At 70.5% G+C, this 19,724-nt stretch carries 16 protein-coding genes and 3 pseudogenes; 12 read left to right on the forward strand and 7 right to left on the reverse strand.

The window, feature by feature from the left end:
* From Y694_RS12685 to fabG, 5 genes and pseudogenes are all read left to right on the forward strand, one after another.
* A partial coding sequence (locus Y694_RS12685) for a polysaccharide deacetylase family protein (RefSeq protein ID WP_036233001.1) occupies positions 1-666 on the forward strand: 666 nt, incomplete at its 5' end.
* A pseudogene (locus Y694_RS12690) lies at positions 663-1,846 on the forward strand (beta-ketoacyl-[acyl-carrier-protein] synthase family protein). The gene Y694_RS12685 and the pseudogene Y694_RS12690, both read left to right, overlap by 4 nt.
* Positions 1,843-2,646, forward strand: coding sequence for a beta-ketoacyl synthase chain length factor (locus Y694_RS12695; RefSeq protein ID WP_036233003.1), 804 nt, complete (start codon positions 1,843-1,845; stop codon positions 2,644-2,646). The pseudogene Y694_RS12690 and the gene Y694_RS12695 overlap by 4 nt, the downstream one beginning before the upstream one ends.
* Positions 2,639-3,154 (forward strand): 3-hydroxymyristoyl-ACP dehydratase, encoded by a 516-nt coding sequence (locus Y694_RS12700; protein WP_036233005.1) that lies wholly within the window; start codon positions 2,639-2,641, stop codon positions 3,152-3,154. Before Y694_RS12695 ends, Y694_RS12700 begins: the two co-directional genes overlap by 8 nt.
* A complete protein-coding gene (gene fabG, locus Y694_RS12705) occupies positions 3,151-3,882 on the forward strand; it encodes a 3-oxoacyl-ACP reductase FabG (RefSeq protein ID WP_011828926.1) in 732 nt (243 codons plus the stop codon). Before Y694_RS12700 ends, fabG begins: the two co-directional genes overlap by 4 nt.
* A gap of 112 nt (positions 3,883-3,994) precedes the next feature.
* Here the strand turns inward: fabG and Y694_RS12710 are convergent.
* The 6 genes and pseudogenes from Y694_RS12710 to Y694_RS12735 form a co-directional block, all read right to left on the reverse strand.
* Positions 3,995-4,767 (reverse strand): annotated as a pseudogene (locus Y694_RS12710) (glycosyltransferase family 2 protein).
* Positions 4,764-5,510 (reverse strand): lysophospholipid acyltransferase family protein, encoded by a 747-nt coding sequence (locus Y694_RS12715; protein WP_011828928.1) that lies wholly within the window; start codon positions 5,508-5,510, stop codon positions 4,764-4,766. The pseudogene Y694_RS12710 and the gene Y694_RS12715 overlap by 4 nt, the downstream one beginning before the upstream one ends.
* Before the next feature lie 202 nt (positions 5,511-5,712).
* Positions 5,713-6,402 (reverse strand): annotated as a pseudogene (locus Y694_RS27210) (MipA/OmpV family protein); the annotation flags it as partial.
* The gene (locus Y694_RS12725) at positions 6,336-7,364 is read right to left on the reverse strand and encodes an endoribonuclease L-PSP (protein WP_036233025.1); all 1,029 of its coding nucleotides are present in this window, start codon (positions 7,362-7,364) and stop codon (positions 6,336-6,338) included. The gene Y694_RS12725 and the pseudogene Y694_RS27210, both read right to left, overlap by 67 nt.
* A 2-nt stretch (positions 7,365-7,366) precedes the next feature.
* Positions 7,367-8,716 (reverse strand): NAD(P)/FAD-dependent oxidoreductase, encoded by a 1,350-nt coding sequence (locus Y694_RS12730; RefSeq protein WP_036233010.1) that lies wholly within the window; start codon positions 8,714-8,716, stop codon positions 7,367-7,369.
* 4 nt (positions 8,717-8,720) lie between these two features.
* The gene (locus tag Y694_RS12735; protein ID WP_036233012.1) at positions 8,721-9,497 is read right to left on the reverse strand and encodes a class I SAM-dependent methyltransferase; all 777 of its coding nucleotides are present in this window, start codon (positions 9,495-9,497) and stop codon (positions 8,721-8,723) included.
* 197 nt (positions 9,498-9,694) lie between these two features.
* On the opposite strand from Y694_RS12735, the gene Y694_RS12740 reads away from it, so the two are divergent.
* Both Y694_RS12740 and Y694_RS12745 read left to right on the forward strand, forming a co-directional pair.
* Positions 9,695-10,876, forward strand: coding sequence for an efflux RND transporter periplasmic adaptor subunit (locus tag Y694_RS12740; RefSeq protein ID WP_051495750.1), 1,182 nt, complete (start codon positions 9,695-9,697; stop codon positions 10,874-10,876).
* Complete coding sequence (locus tag Y694_RS12745; RefSeq protein WP_011828934.1) at positions 10,873-13,959, forward strand: efflux RND transporter permease subunit; 3,087 nt, start codon at positions 10,873-10,875, stop codon at positions 13,957-13,959. Before Y694_RS12740 ends, Y694_RS12745 begins: the two co-directional genes overlap by 4 nt.
* Positions 13,960-13,992: 33 nt before the next feature.
* On the opposite strand, the gene Y694_RS12750 is transcribed toward Y694_RS12745, so the two are convergent.
* Positions 13,993-15,522, reverse strand: a complete 1,530-nt coding sequence (locus Y694_RS12750; RefSeq protein ID WP_011828935.1) for a helicase HerA-like C-terminal domain-containing protein — start codon at positions 15,520-15,522, stop codon at positions 13,993-13,995.
* Positions 15,523-15,607: 85 nt separating this feature from the next.
* Here Y694_RS12750 and Y694_RS12755 point away from each other — a divergent pair, with 85 nt between their 5' ends.
* The 5 genes from Y694_RS12755 to rsfS all read left to right on the forward strand — a co-directional run.
* On the forward strand, positions 15,608-16,333 hold the full coding sequence (locus tag Y694_RS12755; RefSeq protein WP_036233015.1) for a YebC/PmpR family DNA-binding transcriptional regulator: 726 nt from the start codon (positions 15,608-15,610) through the stop codon (positions 16,331-16,333).
* Between the two features lie 10 nt (positions 16,334-16,343).
* Positions 16,344-17,636, forward strand: a complete 1,293-nt coding sequence (gene purD, locus Y694_RS12760) for a phosphoribosylamine--glycine ligase (protein WP_036233018.1) — start codon at positions 16,344-16,346, stop codon at positions 17,634-17,636.
* A gap of 10 nt (positions 17,637-17,646) precedes the next feature.
* Complete coding sequence (gene hemF, locus Y694_RS12765; protein WP_011828938.1) at positions 17,647-18,567, forward strand: oxygen-dependent coproporphyrinogen oxidase; 921 nt, start codon at positions 17,647-17,649, stop codon at positions 18,565-18,567.
* A gap of 5 nt (positions 18,568-18,572) precedes the next feature.
* Complete coding sequence (nadD, locus tag Y694_RS12770) at positions 18,573-19,202, forward strand: nicotinate-nucleotide adenylyltransferase (RefSeq protein ID WP_036233028.1); 630 nt, start codon at positions 18,573-18,575, stop codon at positions 19,200-19,202.
* A 24-nt stretch (positions 19,203-19,226) separates the two neighbouring features.
* Positions 19,227-19,724, forward strand: a 498-nt coding sequence (rsfS, locus tag Y694_RS12775; RefSeq protein ID WP_036233020.1) for a ribosome silencing factor, incomplete at its 3' end; no start/stop codon positions are given.

Here is a 19,724-nt window from a genome sequence, read left to right on the forward strand (position 1 = left end):
CGCAGCCGGCTGCTCGGCCCCAACGTCACGCGGCTGCCCGATGCCAGCGCCGCGCGCGGCGAGATCGCGCTGACCATCGACGACGGCCCGGACCCCGCGGTCACGCCCGCGGTGCTCGACCTGCTGGACCGGCACGGCGCGAAGGCGAGCTTCTTCTGCATCGCAGCGCGTGCCGCGACCCAGCCAGCGCTGACGCGCGAGATCCTTGCGCGTGGCCACTGCGTGCAGAACCACAGCCATGTGCACCGCCACAACTTCGCGATGCTCGGGCCGCGCGGCTACACCGCCGAGCTGGAGAGGGCACAACAGGTGCTGGCCGACATCACAGGGCGCCGCCCGCACTGCTTCCGGGCGCCGGCGGGCCTGCGCAACCCCTTCCTCGACCCGGTGCTGCACCGGCTCGGCTTGCATTTGGTGAGCTGGACCCGGCGCGGCTTCGACACCCGCGAGCGCGCACCGCAGCGTGTGCTCGAGCGGCTGACGCGCGACCTCGCTGCCGGCGACATCCTGCTGCTGCACGACGGCCATGCGGCGACGACGGCGGCCGGCCGGCCGGTGCTGCTGGAGGTGCTGCCGCCACTGCTGGAGCGCTGCCGTGCCGTCGGGCTGCGTTGCGTGACGCTGACGGCCGCACTGCCGCCGCGCCGGACGGCGAGCGACGCATGAAGCCGCTGGCAGTCACCGACCACACGCTCGCCAGTGCGCTGGGCGTCGGCCGCGCGGCCACGCTGGCCGCACTGCGTGACGGCCGCAGTGGCCTGGCACGCAAGACCTTCGAGACCGCGGCCCTCGACACCTGGATCGGCGAAGTGGAGGGCGTCGACGCGCAGGCGCTGCCGCCGGCGCTGGCCGACTTCGACTGTCGCAACAACCGGCTGGCCTGGCTCGGTCTGCAGGCCGACGGTTTCGCCGCCAGCGTGGCGCGGGCGCGCGCGCGCTTCGGGCCGCGCCGCATCGGCGTGTTCCTCGGCACCAGCACCTCGGGCATCCTGCAGACCGAGCTGGCTTACCGCCGCCGCGATCCAGCGACCGGCGCGCTGCCGGCCGACTTCCGCTACGCGCAGACGCACAACACCTACTCGGTGGTCGACTTCACGCGCCGCGTGCTCGAGCTGGAGGGGCCGTCCTGCGCCGTGTCGACCGCCTGCTCCTCGAGCGCCAAGGTGTTCGGCCACGCCGCCCGCCTGATCGAGCTGGGCGTGATCGACGCGGCCGTGGTCGGCGGGGTCGACAGCCTCTGCCTCACCACGCTGTACGGCTTCAACTCGCTGGAGCTTCTGTCGGACGACATCTGCCGGCCCTGGGATGCGCAGCGCCACGGCCTGTCGCTCGGCGAGGCCGCGGCCTTCGCGCTGCTGGAGCGCGACGTCGCCGCACCGCAGGCCTGGTTGCGCGGCGTCGGCGAGAGCAGCGACGGTTTCCACATGAGCAGCCCGCACCCGCAGGCGCCGGTGCGGCCGAGGCCATGCAGGCGGCGCTCGCCCAGGCTGGCGTGGTGCCGGGCGAGATCGACTACCTCAACCTGCACGGCACCGCGACGCCCAACAACGACAGTGCCGAGGACCTGGCCGTGTGCACGGTATTCGGCGACCGGCTGCCCTGCAGCTCGACCAAGGGCGCCACCGGGCACACGCTGGGCGCGGCCGGCGGCGTGGAGGCGGCGATCGCGATGCTGGCACTGCAGCACGGCCTGATGCCGGGCGGCCTGAACCGGCGCACGCCCGACGCGGCGTTGCGCAGCCGCTACCTCGACGCCAATGTCGAGGCACGTCTCCGCCTGGTGGCGAGCAATTCCTTCGGCTTCGGCGGGTCCAACGCCTGCCTCGTCTTCGGGGCCGCCGCATGAGCATTGCGCTGAGCGTGAGCGTGCGCGGCATCGGCTTGCTGGGACCGGGCCTGGCCGATTGGAGCGGAGGGCAGCCACTGCTGCGCGAGCCGTCCTCCTGGGTCTTCCGGCCCACCGTGCTGACGGCGCCGGCCCGCCTGCCGCCGGCCGAGCGCCGCCGCGCCGGCGACGTCGTGAAGCTGTCGATTGCCGTGGCCGACCAGGCCTGCACCGAGGCCGGCGCCGACACCCAGCATCTGGCGACGGTGTTCACCGCATCGAGCGGCGACGCTGCCAACTGCAACGCGCTGTGCGAAGCGCTGGCGACGCCGCAGCGCGCCATCTCGCCCACGCGCTTTACCAACTCGGTGCACAACGCGGTGGCGGGCTACTGGCACATCGCCACCACCAGCCGCGCGCCGTCGACCAGCCTGTGTGCCCACGACGGCAGCTTCGGTGCCGGCTTGCTGGAGGCGATGGCGCAGTGCGTGAGCGCACGCCGCCCGGTGCTGCTGGTGGCGGCCGATGCGCCTTACCCGGAGCCGCTGCACAGCGTGCGGCCGCTGTCGGCCGCCTTCGGCGTGGCCTTGCTGCTCGATGTCGGTCCGGGCGACGCACCGCTGCCGATGCTGACGCTGCGCAGCGACGAGACCGAGGCCCCTGCGAGCGACTGCGGCGATGCCGCACTCGATGCGCTGCGCCTCGGCGTGCCGGCCGCTCGCAGCCTGCCGCTGCTGCGCGCGCTGGCCGGCGGTGCGCCGGCTTCGCTGCGCATCGAGGGACTGAAGGGCTTCACGGTCGAGGTCCGGCACCATGCGTGAGTCCTTCCCGGCCGCCGCCCCGGCCACGCTGGATCGCGCCGGCATCTCGCTGCGCATCCCGCACCAGGGCCGAATGTGCCTGCTCGACCGTCTGCTGTCGTGGTCGCCGGAGCAGATCCACTGCGCCGCCGAGAACCACAGCGAACCCGACCATCCGCTGCGCAGCGCGAGCGGCCTGCTGTCGCCGTGTGCGATCGAGTACGCCGCGCAGGCCATGGCCCTGCACGGCGCGTTGCGCGCGCCGCCCGAGGCCGGCCCGCGGCCCGGGTACCTGGCAAGCGTGCGCGACGTGCGGCTGGCAGTGGCGCGGCTGGATGGCGTGGCCGGGCCGCTGCAGGTGCGCGCCGAGCGTCTGGCCGGTGAGGATCGGCAGGTGATGTACCGCTTCGAGCTCAGCGACGGGCACGGTCGACGGTTGGTCGACGGGCGCGCGACCGTGGTGCTCGACACGCCGCTCGCGAGGCAGCCCGCCATGCAGGACCTGCCGTCACCGAGGAGCGAGCCATGAGCCTGGACCACAAGCGTGCGCTCGTCACCGGCGCCAGCGGCGCGCTCGGTGCCGCGATCGCACGGCGGCTGGCGCGCGACGGTGCGTCGCTGCTGCTGCACGCCAACGCTCGGCCGCAGGCGGTGGAAGCGCTGGCCGAGGCGATCCGCGCCGACGGCGGCCAAGCGCAATGCTGCGTGTTCGACCTGACCGACGCCGACGCCTCGCGTGCGGCCTGCGAGCGCCTGCTCGAGGCCGGGCCGGTGCAGGTGATCGTCAACAACGCCGGCGTGCACGATGACGCGGTGTTCCCCGGCATGCGCGCCGAGCAGTGGCACCGCGTGATCGACGTGTCGCTGCACGGTTTCTTCCACGTGACCCAGCCGCTGCTGCTGCCGATGCTGCGCACCCGCTGGGGCCGGGTGATCAACATCTCCTCGGTCGCGGCGCTGGCCGGCAACCGCGGCCAGGTGAACTACGCGGCGGCCAAGGGCGCGCTCAACAGCGCGACCAAGGCTCTGTCGCTGGAGGTCGCGAGCCGGGGCGTCACCGTCAATGCCATCGCGCCCGGCATCATCGCCTCGCCGATGGCCGATGCCGCCTTCGACGCCGCGACCATCGCGCAGCTGGTGCCGTGCAAGCGTGCCGGCACGCCCGAGGAAGTGGCCGACCTGGCCGGCTTCCTCGCCAGCGCCGCGGCGGGCTACATCACCGGCCAGATCATCTCGATCAACGGCGGCATGCTGTGAGCGTCGGTTGCAGCTGACCGTCGAGTCGCTCTGACACTGCCCGGCGCGCTGCAGATCGAATGCCTTCCCAAGCCGTGCTGGTCAGCAGCACTCACTCAGCAGGCGACCGCTGTCAAGCCTGGAACGGCGGCAATCTCCGCAGACGGCGCCACAGCAGCACCGGCAAGCGCAACAGGAACTCCAGCATCAGCGCGTGTGCATCCAGGTCAGCAGCAGGTTGTCGCGGCCGTAGCGGAAGTGCGAGACGCCGCCTTCCTCGGGGCGCAGGTACTTCACCGGTGCGTCGCGGTTGATCGGTTTGATGCCGCGCCAGGCGAGGCGAACCACCGCTTCGGTGTCGAAATCGAAGCGGCGCATCCAGGGCTGGCGCGCCATCACCGCGGCGAGCGCGGCGACCGGGTAGACGCGAAAGCCGTACAGCGAGTCGGCCACGCCGGCACCCAGGGTCTCGAGGTTGGTCCAGGCGTTGGAGACACGCCGGCCGCGCACCCGCAACAGCGGCGCGCTGGCATCGAACACCGGGCGGCCGAGGATCATCGCGTCGGGCCGGGCGAGCGAGGCGCGCATGAACTCCGGAATCAGGCCCGCCGGGTGCTGACCATCGGCGTCCATCGTCAGTGCATGGGTGTAGCCGGCGGCCTGCGCGGCCTGCAGGCCGTGCAGCACCGCCGCGCCCTTGCCCTGGTTGACGGGCAGCAGCAGCACGCGCAGCCCCTCGTCGCCGACGGCCAGGCGCTGAACCTCCGCGCCGCTGTCGTCGGTGCTGCCATCGATCACCACCCACACCGGGGTCCACTGCGCACGCGCCTCGCGCACCGTGTCGCAGAGCTTGCGCCCGGTGTCGAAGCTGGGGATCAGCACCAGGTGCGTGGTCGACGGCGTCATGCGGTGGGCCCGGACGGCTTCACGCCGGCAGCGAAATAGGCTTCGAGCTGTGCGAGCAGCGCATCGGTGTCCTCCTGCGGCGCGAAGCGCTCGCCCAGCCGGACCGAGAAGCGGATCGGCAGCGGCGGCAACTTCCAGATCGGCCAGCCCTTTCCGAGGTAGGGCGACTCGGTGTCGATGAAGACCGTCTGGATCGGTGCCCCGGCGAGCTTGGCGATCAGCGTCACGCCGGGCCGGAACGGGTTGACCGGATGCCGCGTCGTGCGCGTGCCTTCGGGAAACAGCACCAGTTGGCCGCCGTGCTGCAGGTCCTGCACCGCGAGGCGGATCATGCCGCGCGGCGAGTCGTTGCGGATGTAGCGCGCCAAGCGTGCGCCCGCACCGAGGAAGGGGTTGCGCATCAGTCCGGCCTTCATGATGCAGGCGCTCCTGGGCAGGCGGGCCACCAGCATCAGCGCGTCGAGCAGGCTGGGGTGGTTGGCGACGACGATCAGCCGCGGCTCGTCCTTGAACGCATCAAGAGCGTTCGCATCGAGCTTGATCATGCCGCTGGCCGAAGCCAGCAACCAGTAGAGTCGGTAACCGTAGGCGATGCCGGCGCGACCGACGACCAGGCCGCGATCGCGCGGCAGCAGCGGGTAGAGCAGCAGCGCGGTCAGGTTCCAGATCGTCGACATCACGCCGAGCAGCAGCAGCAGCGCGAGCAGGGCCAGGCTCAGGGGAAGGGCGAACAGGCGCTTCATCGATCGGAGGATACGGTCTCGGACGAGGTCGCGAAGACCCAGCTGAACGCGATGCCGAACGAGAGGTTGTCTCGCTGGCGTACCAGCGGGCTGTCGGCGAAGCGTGCGCCGTGCAGCGTGTCGTGGCGGACGAACAGTCCGGCCAGGTGCGCTCGAAGCGCCGCGACAGCGTCGCGGTGGCCTGGGCCCCTGCATAGCCGCCGGGGCTGCGGTAGGCCGGTCGATCGGCGGTGGCGTCGGCCGTCGGCACGTCGTAGAAATAGGCGTTGAAGCGGCGGCTGCCGAACACCGGACCGCTCATCAGTCCGAGGTTCCAACCGGAGCTGCCGACGTTCTCGACATCGAGGCCGAGATTCGGCGTGGCGGTCCAGCCGATCCCGCGTGCGCGTGACTCTAGCGTCAGCGCCGCGCGCACGGGCGCTCGCAACTGCAGGGTCCAACCGGTGCCGCGGGCGGCGGTCCAGTTCAGGTTGGGTCCGAACTCGAGCGTCGGCGCGAGATCGCTCATGCCCCGGCGCGCGTCGTTGTCCTCGCTGCGCGTCGGCGCGGTGGCGGCGAGGCTCAGGTCGAAGTCGAGCCGGTCCGACTCGAACAGCACGGCGCGTGCACCGTCCCGGTCGGCCTTGAAGATCTTCCCGCGGTACACGGCGTAGGGCACCGGCAGCAGCCAGTCGTGCGACTGGTTCGCTCCGCGGTAGTGCGGCAGGCGCAGGCCTGCCACACCGAGTCCCAGTTCCCACAGCGGTCTTTGCGCCTGGGCCGCCACCGGCAGCGAGGCGGTGCAGGCCAGCAGCGAGGCGATGCAGGCGTTCCCGGCCAGCCGCCTCACGCGCGCACCTCGCCGGGCGCGAAGGCGTGGGCTTCGATCTCGACCAGCAGTTCGCGGCGGCACACGTCGCCCTGCAGCAGCACGGCGTCCCGCAGCGCCACGGCGTCGGCGCCGAGCGCGTCGCCGAGCAGCGACCGCACCTGTGCGGCGTCGCTCGCGTGGCGCACATACACCGTCAGCGAGAGCTGATCGAGCTCGAAGCGCGCGCTGCTGCGCTGGCGCGCGGCGCCGAGCACCGCCTCCAGGTTGGTGAGGGTCTCACGCGTCTGCGCGGCCACGTCGCCCGCGTGCAGGCTGGCGTGGCCGACGATGCTGGCCGTGCCGGAGATCAGCAGCGCCACCTGGCCCGCGCCGGCGTCGAACACCGCCGCACGCGAGAAGCTCGGGCTGCGCGGGCCGTACTCGCTCGGGTAGTGGTAGGCCGACACCTGGCGCGGGTTCTCGACTTGCAGCGGCTGCGTGCGGCCGGCCAGGAAGTGCACGCAGAACGGGCCGCCTTGCGTGCCCAGCGCACAGGCCGCCGGCGCGCCCTCGAAGGCAGGGCGCTGCGCATCGAAGAACGCCTGCTGGCGCCCCAGGTTGAACTGGCGGTAGCGCTCCAGGCCGCCGCCGTCGCCGTTGATGTCGGGCAGGTAGTTCCACAGCCGCAGCAGGTGCTCGCAGCCGGTGTGGGCCAGCGTGGCGAACACGTCCTGGTAGGCGCGCTGTGCGAGGGCCTGCATGCCAGCACCGGCTTCGAGCGTTTCGTCGAGTTGCAGTGAGCCGAACAGCCAGTGGCCGTCGTGCTGCCAGTGGACGCGGCCGCAGCGACCGGTGTCGACCAACGGTGCCGGGCTGCACCAGGCGTCGACGCGTGGACCGGCGGCGCCCAGCGTGCGGGCAGCCACCGCGGCCAGGCCGGGTGCGGCGGCCATGCCGTAGCCGAGTGCGCCCAGCGGCGGCGTCGCGCCGGCGGCGAGCGCCGACCACTGCGACGGCGTGAGACGTTGGACGCTCAGATGGGGCGAGGGAAGGGCAGCCGGCACCGTCACTGCGCCTCGAGGATGTTCTCGCCGCGCAGCGGGCCCATGTCCTGGATGTTGCGGCGATGCCGCCGCCAGCCGCCGATGGTGCGGCGCAGGCTGCGCAGCGAGATGAGGTAGTAGATGCCCTTCATGGCCCACAGCGACGGCCAGATCGGCGTCTTGCCGTAGATGTCACCGGCCAGCAGCGACAGCAGCGCTTCTTTCACGCGCAGCGGGTTCGCCGGGTACATGAACATCTCGCGGATGGTCGGGTTGGTGACGCGGAAGATGAACCACGAGTACTCGCGCGGGCCCTTGCGCATCGTCGCCTCGAAGCGGCGGCGGGCTGCCGCGGCCTCGGCGGGGCGGTCCAGGCAGGTCGCCACCACCTCGGCGCCGTCGAAGGCGCTGTGCATCGCAAGGTAGACCCCGGACGAGAACATCGGGTCGATGAAGGTGAAGGCATCGCCGAGCAGCAGGTAGCGTTCGCCGCTGCAGTGGGTGGCGCAGTACGAGAAGTTGCCGGTCGCGTGCACGTCGCCGCCCACCAGCGTGGCGTCCTTCAGGCGGTCGGCCAGTTCGGGGCACAACGCGATGGTGTCGTCGAAGAAATCCTTCAACGGCTTGTCGCGCTGCTTCAGGTAGTAGGGCCAGCACACGGCGCCGACGCTGGTGGTTCCGTCGGCCAGCGGGATGAACCAGAACCAGCCGTGGGCGAACCACATGATGCTGATGTTGCCTTCCTTCACACCCGGCAGCCGACGCGCGCCGGTGTAGTGGCCGAACAGCGCCGAGCTGTTGTGCGCCGGGTTCTTTTCCTTGCAGCGCAGCTTGTTCGCGATGAAGGTGTCGCGCCCGGAGGCGTCGACCACGAAGCGGGCGCGCCAGCGGCGCGCGGCGCCGTCGTCCAGCGTGGCCTGCACGGTGGCGCCGTCGGCGTCGAAGCTCACGTCGCGCACGCGGCAGCCTTCCAGGGACCTGGCGCCGGACGCCGCCGCATGGCGGAACAGCAGTTCATCCAGCTCGGAGCGGCGCACCTGCCAGGCATAGGGCTGGCGCTTGTCCCATTGGTCGGCGAACTCGAGGTAACTGCGGTGCTCGTGCTCGGGCGACACGAACTCGATGCCCCACTTGGGCATGCCGATCTTCTCGACCTGGTCGCGCACGCCGAGCCGCTCGAACAGCGCGACGTTGGCCGGCAGCAGCGACTCGCCGATGTGAAAGCGCGGGTGGTGGGCCTTCTCCAGCAGCACGACGTCGCGGCCCTGTTTGGCCAGCAGGGCCGCGATGGAGGAGCCGGCCGGGCCGCCGCCGATCACCAGCACGTCGCAGGAGGAGGGCGCCGTGTCGGAGGAGGATGCAGCGGAATTCATGGGTTCAGTTCCGGGCCGGCTTGACGGCCGTGTACTCGGAGAAGATGCCGAGCTCGACATGGCGCTGCACATGCTCGAAGCCCGCGGCCCGCAGCGCCTCCATCACCGAGTCCGGCGAGATGCAGGCTTCGATGGTGTCCCAGTAGTAGCGCCACAGCTCGGCAGTGTCGCTGCGGCGCCCGACGGCGCGGGCGATCAACGGCACCACCGCACGCATGTAGCCGCGCAGCAGCGAGGTGGGGATACGCCCGACCGGACGCGTGATCTCGAGAAGCAGCAACCGCCCACCGGGCCGCAGGGCGCGGTGGAACTCGGAGAACGCGGCCGACACGTCGGCGATGTGCCGCAGCGCGTAGCCGAGGCTGAGGAAATCGGCGCTGGCATCGTCGCAGGGCAGGGCCTCCGCGCGGCCCTGCCGCAACTCGACGCCGGGCAGATGCACCTCGCCCATCATGCCGGGGCTGGGATCGACGCCGACCAGCCGGCCGCCCGGACCGATCAGGCGCAGCGCCTCGCGCGCGACCATGCCGGTCCCGATGCCGACGTCCAGCACCTGCGCGCCGGTGGCGAGTCCGGCCCGCTCCAGCGCGCGCCGTCGGTACCAGGGGCCGGAGCCCAGGGCCAGGATGCGCTCGATGCGCTCGTAGTCCGGTGCGGTGTCGTCGAAAATGCGGCGCAGGAAGCGCTGGTGATCGGCTTCGTCTCCATAGTAGGCGCTGAGCGGCGCGTGCGGGGCCAGGGCCTCGCGGGACGGCGGGGTGGAGGGCGGGCCGGGTTGCATCGATCGATTATGGCAAGCCGCTGGAGCCGCCCCTCCCGCATGACCGAGCGCGGGCAGGGGGCCGCTGGGGCGGCGACACTCCGGGTCGGCCGATCGCCGGCCGTCATGGTCGCGGTGGCTTCACGCAAGTTCACAGTCCTTCACGCCGGGCTCAAGTGCGCGTGGCAACTTTCGCCTTTGCCCGAGATCGCAGTGACATGAAAAGAACGACGCTGTTGGGGGGGGCCGTGGTGCTGGTCGCCGCAGGGGCCGCCTTCGCCTGGACGCTGGCGCAGCGCCCGTCGGCCGGCGCCCCGCGTGCTGCGGCTGCGGCCGCCGGCGCCGCCGTCACGGTGACCACGGTGCCGGCACGCCGCGAGGATTTCGCACTGGAGCTGGGGGCGACCGGCACGGTCAGCGCGCTGAACCGCGTGGAGATCCATCCGCAGATCAGCGCCGCCATCGAGCGGGTGCACATCCGCGAAGGGCAGACGGTCCGTGCCGGCGAACTGCTGTTCACGCTTGACAGCCGCGCCGCCGAGGTGCGGGTGGCCCAGGCCCAGGCGCAGTTGCAGCGCGATCTGGCCACGCTGGCCGACGCCGAGCGGCAACTGGCCCGCAGCCGCGATCTGCTGCGCCAGGATTTCGTGTCGCAGAGCGCCGTCGACACCAACCTCAGCCAGGTCGAGGCGCAGCAGGCGGTGGTGGTGGCCGACCGCGCGGCGATCCAGGCGGCGCGTGTGGACCTCGGCTACGCGCGCATCGTGGCCCCGAGCGCCGGCCGCGTGGGCGCGATCGCGGTCTATGCCGGCAGCTATGTGACGCCGGCGTCGCCAGCGCTGGTGACGATCACCCAGCTCGACCCGATCGCGGTGAGCTTTCCGGTGCCGCAGCGGCACATCGGCGCGCTGCTGGACAGCCTGAAGTCGGGCACCGGCCGCGTCACCGCGCGCCTGCCGGGCGCGCAGGCTCCGCTCACCGGCACGCTGCAGTTCGTCGACAGCGCCGTCGACGCGAACTCGGGCACGGTGCAGGTCAAGGCGCAGTTCGCCAATCCGCAGCAGCAGCTGTGGCCCGGTGCCTATGCCGACGTGAAGCTCGCGGTCGGCAGCCTGCCGGGCGCGATCCTGGTGCCGCAGGCCGCAATCATCCAGGGCGCCAAGGCCAAGTCGGTCTACGTGGTCGGCGCGGACGACAAGGCACAGCTCCGCGAGGTGGAGGTCATCGCCTCGGCCGGCGACGTGGCAGCCGTCAGCGGCGTGCAGGCAGGCGAGCGCGTCATCGTCGACGGCAAGCAGAACCTGCGGCCCGGTGCAGCGGTGGTCGAACAGGCCCCGGAGGCGGCCGCGGCGAGCCGGCCGGCGCGGCGCGTGGCCGCCGCGTCGGAGCCTCGGCCATGAACCTGTCGGAGCTGTTCATCCGCCGTCCGGTGATGACGGTGCTGCTGAACCTGGCCATGGTGGTGGCCGGCGTCATCGCCTACCGGCAGATCCCGATCGCCGCACTGCCGAGCTACAACACCCCGGTGATCAACGTCACGGCCTCGCTGCCCGGTGCCAGCCCCGAGACCATGGCCACCTCGGTGGCGCTGCAGTTGGAGAAGCAGTTCTCGACGATCCCCTCGCTCAGCATGATCAGCTCGACCAGCACGCTGGGCACCACCTCGCTGACGCTGGAGTTCGACGAGGGCCGCGACATCGACGCGGCGGCGGTCGACGTGCAGGCGGCGCTGCTGCGTGCCGAACGCACGTTGCCGCAGGACATGACCGCGCCGCCGTCCTATCGCAAGGTCAACCCGGCCGACGCGCCGGTGCTGCTGATGGCGATGACCTCGCCCTCGCTGAACCTGTCGGACCTGAACGACTACGCCGAGCACCTGATCTCGCCCGCGCTGTCCACGCTGCCTGGCGTGGCGCAGGTCAACATCTTCGGCCAGCGACGCTTCGCGGTGCGGGTGAGGGTGCACCCGCAGGCGCTGGCCGCGCGCGACATCGCGATCGAGGAGCTGAGTGCGGCGCTCGCCACCGCCAATGCCAACACGCCGGTCGGCACGCTCGAGGGCGACCGCCAGACGCTGACGGTGCAGGCCAACCGGCAGCTGCGCAACGCGGCCGAGTTCTCCGACCTGATCGTCAGCAGCAAGAACGGCAACACGGTGCGGCTGCGCGACGTGGCGACCGTGGAGGACAGCTACGAGAGCGTCAAGACCTCGGCCAACTTCAACGGCGAGGCGTCGATTACGCTGGCCGTGCAGCGCCAGCCCGACGCCAACACCGTGGCGGTGGTGGATGCGGTCAAGGCCGCGCTGCCGGGCTTCACCGCACAGCTGCCGCAGTCGATCCAGCTGAGCCTGCTGAACGACCGCTCCACCTCGATCCGCGAGGCACTGCACGACGTGAACCTCACGCTGCTCGGCACCATCGTGCTGGTGGTGCTGGTGATCTTTCTCTTCCTGCGGAGAGCGGTCGCAACGGTGATCCCGACGCTGTCGCTGCCGGTGTCGCTGATCGGTGCGGTGGCGCTGCTGTGGGCCGGCGGCTACAGCCTCGACAACATCTCGCTGCTGGGCCTGACGCTGGCCGTGGGCCTGGTGGTGGACGACGCGATCGTGATGCTCGAGAACATCATGCACCACGTCGAGCAGGGCATGGACCCGTTCGAGGCGGCGTTGAAGGGCTCGCGCGAGGTCGGCTTCACCATCATCTCGATCTCGACCTCGCTGGTCGCGGTGTTCATCCCGATCTTCTTCATGCCCGGCGTGATCGGCCTGCTGTTCCACGAATTCGCGGTGATCGTCTCGCTGGCCATCCTGGTGTCGGCCTTCGTCTCGCTGACGCTGGTGCCCATGCTGGCCGGACGCTACCTGAAGCCCGAGGCCACGCAGCGCCCGCCGGGTGCGCTGGTGCGCGGCTTCGAGCGCGGCTTCGAGGCCGTCACGCGCTGGTACACGCGCTCGCTCGACCTCGCGCTGCGGCACCGCCGTCTGATGCTGGGTGTGGGCGTGCTGACCTTCGCGCTGACCGCGCTGATGTTCGTCACCATTCCCAAGGGATTCTTCCCGGAAGAGGACATCGGCCAGATCCGCGCCTCCACCGAAGCCGCCGAGGACACCTCGTTCGCGGCGATGGTGAAGCTGCAGGACCAGGCGGTGCAGGTGATGCTGGCCGACCCGAACGTGCTGAGCGTGAACTCGGTCAACGGCGGCAGCGGCACGCAGAACACGGGCCGCATGTTCATCAACCTCAAGCCGCGCGGCGAGCGCTTGCCCATGAAGCAGGTGGTGGAAGGGTTGCGCAAGAAGTTGAGTCAGGTGGCCGGTATCACCGTCTACCTGCAGCCGGTGCAGAACCTGCAGCTCGGCGGGCGCCCCAGCAAGAGCCGCTACCAGTACATCCTGCAGAGCGTGAAGGCCGATGAGCTGAACGACTGGGCGGCCAGGCTGCAGGAGAAGCTGCGCGCCGATCCGCGCTTCCGCGACGTCACCTCCGACTCGCAGCTCAAGGGACTGCAAGCCTCGCTGAAGATCGACCGCGACAAGGCCAACACGCTGGGCGTGTCGGTCGACTCGATCCGCAACGCGCTGTTCAGCGCCTTCGGCGAGCGCCAGGTCGCCACCATCTACACCACAGCCGACAGCTACCAGGTGATCATGGAAGTGGCGCCCGACGCCAAGCGCGACGAGAGCGCCTTCGACGGCATCTACCTGCGCAGCAGCAACGGTGCACTGGTGCCGCTGAACAGCTTCGCGACGGTCGAGCGCACGCTGGGGCCGACCTCGGTGAACCACGTCGGGCAGCTGCAGGCGGTGACGGTGTCGTTCAACCTCGCGCCGGGCGTGCCGCTCGGCGATGCCACCCGGCAGCTCGAGGCCTACGGGCAGGAGATCCGCCTGCCGGCATCGGTGATCACCAGCTACGGCGGTGACGCAGCGGTGTTCAAGACCTCGCAGGGCAGCCAGGCCATCCTCATCGTTGCGGCGTTGCTGGTGATCTACGTGCTGCTGGGCGTGCTGTACGAGAGCTACATCCACCCGCTGACCATCCTGGCCGGCCTGCCATCGGCCGCGGTGGGAGCCTTGCTGATGCTGGAGTTCTTCGGACAGGATCTGACGCTGATCGCGACCATCGGCATCCTGCTGCTGATCGGCATCGTGAAGAAGAACGCGATCATGATGATCGACTTCGCGCTCGACGCGCAGCGCCACCAGGGCATGGCGCCCGAGGCAGCGATTCGCGAAGCCTGCGTGCGGCGCTTCCGGCCGATCACGATGACCACGCTGGCCGCGCTGATGGGCGCGCTGCCCATCGCGCTGGGCATCGGCGCCGGCGCCGAGCTGCGGCAGCCGCTGGGTCTGGCGGTGGTGGGCGGACTGCTGTTCTCGCAGGCGATCACGCTCTACCTCACGCCGGTGATCTACCTCTACCTCGACCGCTACAGCGGTCGTGGGCCGATCCAGACGCCGGAGGTCGTGGAAGCCCGCTGAGGGGGGCGGCAGCGAGGGAGCGTCGGGTCTGGATCAGCGCCGCTTGCTGCCGCCCAGCAGGCTGCCCAGCACGCCGCGGATGATCTCGCGGCCCACCGTGGTGCCCATGGTGCGCACGGCCGACTTGGCCATCGACTCGGCCAGACCCTCGCGCTTGCCGCCGCGCGGCCCGGTCGAGCCGAACAGGATGTCGCCCAGCCCGCCGAGCATGCCGCCGCCGTCCTGTGCCGGCGCGGTGCCGCCGGCGCCGCGATTCGCCTTCAGCGCGTCGGCCGCCTCGGCCGTGGCGGCGCCGCGGCCCTTGAGCTTCTCGTAGGCCGACTCGCGGTCGACCACCTTCTCGTACACGCCGGCCACCAGCGAGCCGGCGATCAGCGCCTGGCGCTGCTGTGGCGTGATCGGGCCGATCTGGCTGCCCGGCGGGATGACGAAGACGCGCTGGGTGATGCCGGGGCGGCCCTTCTCGTCGAGCAGGCTGACCAGCGCCTCGCCGACCGCCAGCTCGGTGATCGCGGTGGCGATGTCGAGCCCGGGATTGGCGCGCATTGTCTCGGCGGCCGACTTGACGGCCTTCTGGTCGCGCGGCGTGAAGGCGCGCAGCGCATGCTGCACGCGGTTGCCGAGCTGGCCGAGCACGCTGTCGGGCACGTCGAGCGGGTTCTGCGTCACGAAATAGACGCCCACGCCCTTGGAGCGCACCAGCCGCACCACCAGCTCGATGCGCTCGACCAGAGCCTTCGGGGCGTCGGTGAACAGCAGGTGAGCCTCGTCGAAGAAGAACACCAGCTTGGGCTTCTCCAGGTCGCCCACCTCGGGCAGCAACTCGAACAGCTCGCTGAGCATCCACAGCAGGAAGGTGGCGTAGAGCCGCGGCGCGGTCATCAGCTTGTCGGCGGCCAGGATGTTGATCACGCCCTTGCCGTCTGCGGTCTGCATGAAGTCACCGATGTCGAGCATCGGCTCGCCGAAGAACTTGTCGCCGCCTTGTTCCTCGATCTGCATCAGGCCGCGCTGGATGGCGCCCACGCTGGCGGCGCTGATGTTGCCGTATTCGGTCTGGAACTCCTTGGCGTTGTCGCCCACGTGCTGCAGCATCGCGCGCAGGTCCTTCAGGTCCAGCAGCAGCATGCCGTTGTCGTCGGCGATCTTGAACACCAGCGACAGCACGCCCTGCTGGGTCTCGTTGAGCGCGAGCATGCGGCCCAGCAGCAGCGGGCCCATGTCGGACACGGTGGCGCGCACCGGGTGGCCCTGGGCGCCGAACACGTCCCACAGGGTGGCCGGGCAGGCGAGCGGGGTCGGCAGGTCCAGGCCGCGGTCCTTCAGCACCTTGGCGAGCTTGTCGTTCACGCTGCCGGCCTGGGCGATACCGGTCAGGTCGCCCTTCACGTCGGCCAGAAAGACCGGCACGCCGATCTTCGAGAACTGCTCGGCCAGCGCCTGCAGCGTGATGGTCTTGCCGGTGCCGGTGGCCCCGGTGATCAGCCCGTGGCGGTTGGCCAGGGCGGGCAGCAGCGCGCATTCGATCTCGCCGTGCTTGGCGATCAGCAGGGGTTCGGCCATGAGGTCCTCGGCAGGGGGGCGGGCGAAGACGCGGAGGCGTCCACTAAAATCTTTCCAATCCTAAGCTTTCCGAAACGAGAACAACATGGCCGGCCATTCCAAATGGGCCAACATCCAGCACCGCAAGGGCCGCCAGGATGAGAAGCGCGGCAAGATCTGGACCCGCATCATTCGAGAGATCGTCGTGGCGGCCCGCGCCGGCGGCGGCGACACCGCGATGAACCCGCGGCTGCGCCTGGCGATCGACAAGGCCAAGGCCGCCAACATGCCGGCCGACCGCATCAAGTACAACGTCGACAAGGCCACCGGCAACCAGGAAGGCGTCAGCTACGAGGAGATCCGCTACGAGGGCTATGGCATCGGCGGCGCGGCGATCATCATCGACACGATGACCGACAACCGGGTGCGCACCGTGGCCGAGGTGCGGCACGCCTTCAGCAAGTACGGCGGCAACCTGGGCACCGACGGCTCGGTGAGCTTCCAGTTCAAGCACTGCGGCCAGTTCATGTTCGCGCCGGGCAGCAGCGAGGACAGGATCATGGAGGTGGCGCTCGATGCCGGCGCCGAGGACGTGGTGACCGACGACGACGGAACGGTGGAGGTGCTCTGTGCGCCGCCCGATTTCGAGGCCGTGCAGGCGGCGTTGCAGGCGGCCGGGCTGGTGCCCGAGCTGGCCGAGGTGACGATGCGCGCCGAGAACACCGTGGCGCTGGCCGGCGAGGACGCGCAACGCATGCAGAAGCTGCTCGACGTGCTGGAAGACCTGGACGACACGCAGGCCGTGTTCCACAACGCCGAACTGGACGAGTGAGCAGGACGACATGAAGGTTCTCGTCATCGGCGGCGGTGGCCGCGAGCACGCGCTGGCCTGGAAGCTGGCGCAGTCGCCCAAGGTGCAGATGGTCTACGTGGCGCCGGGCAACGGCGGCACGGCGCTCGACGTGCGCCTGAAGAACGTCGCGATCACCGAGGTGGACGCGCTGGCCGACTTCGCGCAGGCCGAGAAGATCGGCCTCACGGTGGTCGGCCCGGAGGCGCCGCTGGCGGCTGGTGTGGTGGACGTGTTCCGCGCGCGCGGACTGCGGGTGTTCGGCCCGACCCAGGCGGCCGCGCAACTGGAGAGCTCGAAGGCCTTCTCGAAGGACTTCATGAAGCGCCACGGCATCCCCACGGCTGCCTATGAGACCTTCTCCGATGCGGCGGCCGCGCATGCCTACGTCGACCGCATGGGCGCGCCGATCGTCGTCAAGGCCGACGGCCTGGCGGCCGGCAAGGGCGTGGTGGTCGCGGCGACGCTCGACGAGGCCCATCAGGCGGTCGACTGGATGCTGGCCGGCCACAGCGGCGACAACAAGCTCGGGGTCACGCACAACGCCGGTGGAGCGCGGGTGGTGATCGAGGAGTTCCTTGCCGGCGAGGAAGCCAGCTTCATCGTGCTGGCCGATGGCCGGCACGTGCTGCCGCTCGCCACCAGCCAGGACCACAAGCGCCTGAAGGACGGCGATGCCGGACCGAACACCGGCGGCATGGGCGCCTACTCGCCGGCGCCGGTGGTCACGCCCAACATCCACGCCAAGGTGATGCACGAGATCATCCAGCCCACGCTCGACGGCATGGCGCGTGATGGCATTCCCTATACGGGTTTCCTGTACGCCGGGCTGATGATCGATGCCCAGGGCAACCCGAAGACGCTGGAATTCAACTGCCGCATGGGCGACCCGGAAACCCAGCCCATCATGATGCGGCTCAAGAGCGACCTGCTGGACGTGCTGACGCATGCCGCCGACGGCACGCTCGACCAGGTCGAGCTGCAGTGGGACCGGCGTTTCGCGCTCGGCGTGGTGATGGCCGCGCACGGCTACCCGGAGCAACCGCGCAAGGCCGACGTGATCACCGGCCTGCCGCCCGAGACCGCGGACGCGGTGGTGTTCCACGCCGGCACCAGCAAGCCGGGCAAGGACATCGTGACGAGTGGCGGCCGCGTGCTGTGCGTCACCGCGCTCGGGGACTCGGCCAAGGTCGCGCAGGCCCGCGCCTACGACGCACTCTCGGGCATCGCCTTCGACGGCATGCAGTTCCGCCGCGACATCGGTCACCGCGCGATCAAGCGCTGACGCCCGCCCGATGACTGACACGCAAGCCGTCCGGGACTACCTGCTGGGTCTGCAGGAGCGCATCGTCGCCGCGCTGGAGGCGGAGGACGGCGGGCGCTTCCTGAGCGACCGCTGGACGCGCGAGCCGGGCGGCAAGCTGGAGGGCGAGGGACTGTCGCGCCTGATCGAGGGCGGCCGCCTGCTCGAGCGCGGCGGCTGCAGCTTCAGCCATGTGCGCGGCCGGGCACTGCCACCGTCGGCCACCCAGCATCGCCCCGAGCTCGCCGGCGCTCCCTTCGAGGCGATGGGCGTTTCGCTGGTGTTCCACCCGCGCAACCCCTATGTGCCGACGGTGCACATGAACGTGCGCATGCTGGCTGCACACCGAGCCGACGGCGAGATCGTCACCTGGTTTGGCGGCGGCATGGACCTGACGCCGTACTACGGCTTCGAGGAGGATGCGGCGCATTTCCATGCCACCTGCCGCGACGCGCTGGCGCCGTTCGGCGACGACAAGTACCCGCGCTTCAAGCAGTGGTGCGACGAGTACTTCTTCCTGAAGCATCGCAACGAGCCGCGCGGCGTCGGCGGCGTGTTCTACGACGACTTCTCCGAACTCGGCTTCGATGGCAGCTTCGCGATGACGCGTGCGGTCGGCGACGCGCTGCTCGCGGGCTATCTGCCGATCGTGCAGCGCCGCCAGGCGCTGCCGTTCGGCGAACGCGAGCGCGGGTTCCAGGCCTACCGGCGCGGCCGCTACGTCGAGTTCAACCTGGTGTGGGACCGCGGCACGCTGTTCGGGCTGCAGTCCGGCGGGCGCACCGAATCCATCCTGATGTCGATGCCGCCGGCCGCGGCCTGGCGCTACGACTGGCAGCCCGAGGCCGGCACGCCGGAAGCCCGGCTCTACAGCGACTTCCTTCGGCCCCGTGACTGGGTGGCCCCGACTTGAACGCCGTGCCTCCTCGCCGCATCGGCCTGTACGGCGGCAGTTTCGATCCGCCGCACATGGGCCATCTGGTGCTCGCGATGACCGCCGTGCAGCACCTCAAGCTCGACGAGCTGCGCTGGATCCCGGCCGGCGTGGCGTGGCAGAAGGAGCGCACGTTGCTGAGCGCCACACACCGCGCCGGCATGGTGAAGGCGGCCATCACCGGCCACCGCGGCTTCAAGCTCGACCGTCGCGAGATCGAGCGGAACGGCCCCAGCTACACCATCGACACGGTGCGCGAGTCGCAGCTCGCCGAGCCGAACGCGAAGTGGTTTCTGGTGATCGGACAGGACCAGTACGAACGCCTGCCCACCTGGCACGAGTGGCGCGAGCTGATCACGCGAGTCACGTTGGCGGTGGCCGGCCGCGACGGCAAGTCACCGTCGCCGCCTTCCGAACTGCTGGCGGTTTGGCACCGCATCGAGGCGCTGCCCATGCCGCCGATGAACGTCTCGTCGACGGCGATCCGTGCCCACCTCGCGGCCGGTGGCACCGCGCAGTCGCTGGTTCCCGACATGGTGCCCACCGTGGTCGCGCGCTATATTGACCGTTACCACCTCTACGCGCCGCCTCGCGGTGGCGTCCCCGCCGCCTGAGGGCGGCACCCAGCCCGGAGCTGCATGGACATCCGTAAACTGCAACGCGCCATCGTCGATGGCCTCGAGGACGTGAAGGCCCAGGACATCCAGGTCTTCAACACCGAGCACCTGTCGCCGCTGTTCGAACGGGTGATCATGGCCTCGGGCCTGAGCAACCGGCAGACGAAGGCCCTGGCCGCCAGCGTGCGCGACGCGGTCCGATCGCAGGGCTTCCCGGTCATGCGCACCGAGGGCGAGGACAACGGAGAGTGGATCATCGTCGACTGCGGTGCGGCTGTGGCGCACATCATGCAGCCCGAGATCCGCCGCTATTACCACCTTGAGGAGATCTGGGGCGGCAAGTCGGTGAAGATGAAGTTCGGCGCGGTGAGCAAGGGCCTGGTCAAGGCCTCGGCGCCCGACGAGGCACCGGCCGAGACGAAGCAGCGCGCGGCGACCAAGAAGCCGGCGGCGAAGTATGCGTCGCGGTCCGGTGCCTCGGCGCCGGCCGCGCCGGCGCGCAAGTCCGCCGCGGCCAAG

The organism is Methylibium sp. T29-B (genome assembly GCF_000576225.1).
GTDB lineage: Bacteria > Pseudomonadota > Gammaproteobacteria > Burkholderiales > Burkholderiaceae_C > Methylibium > Methylibium petroleiphilum.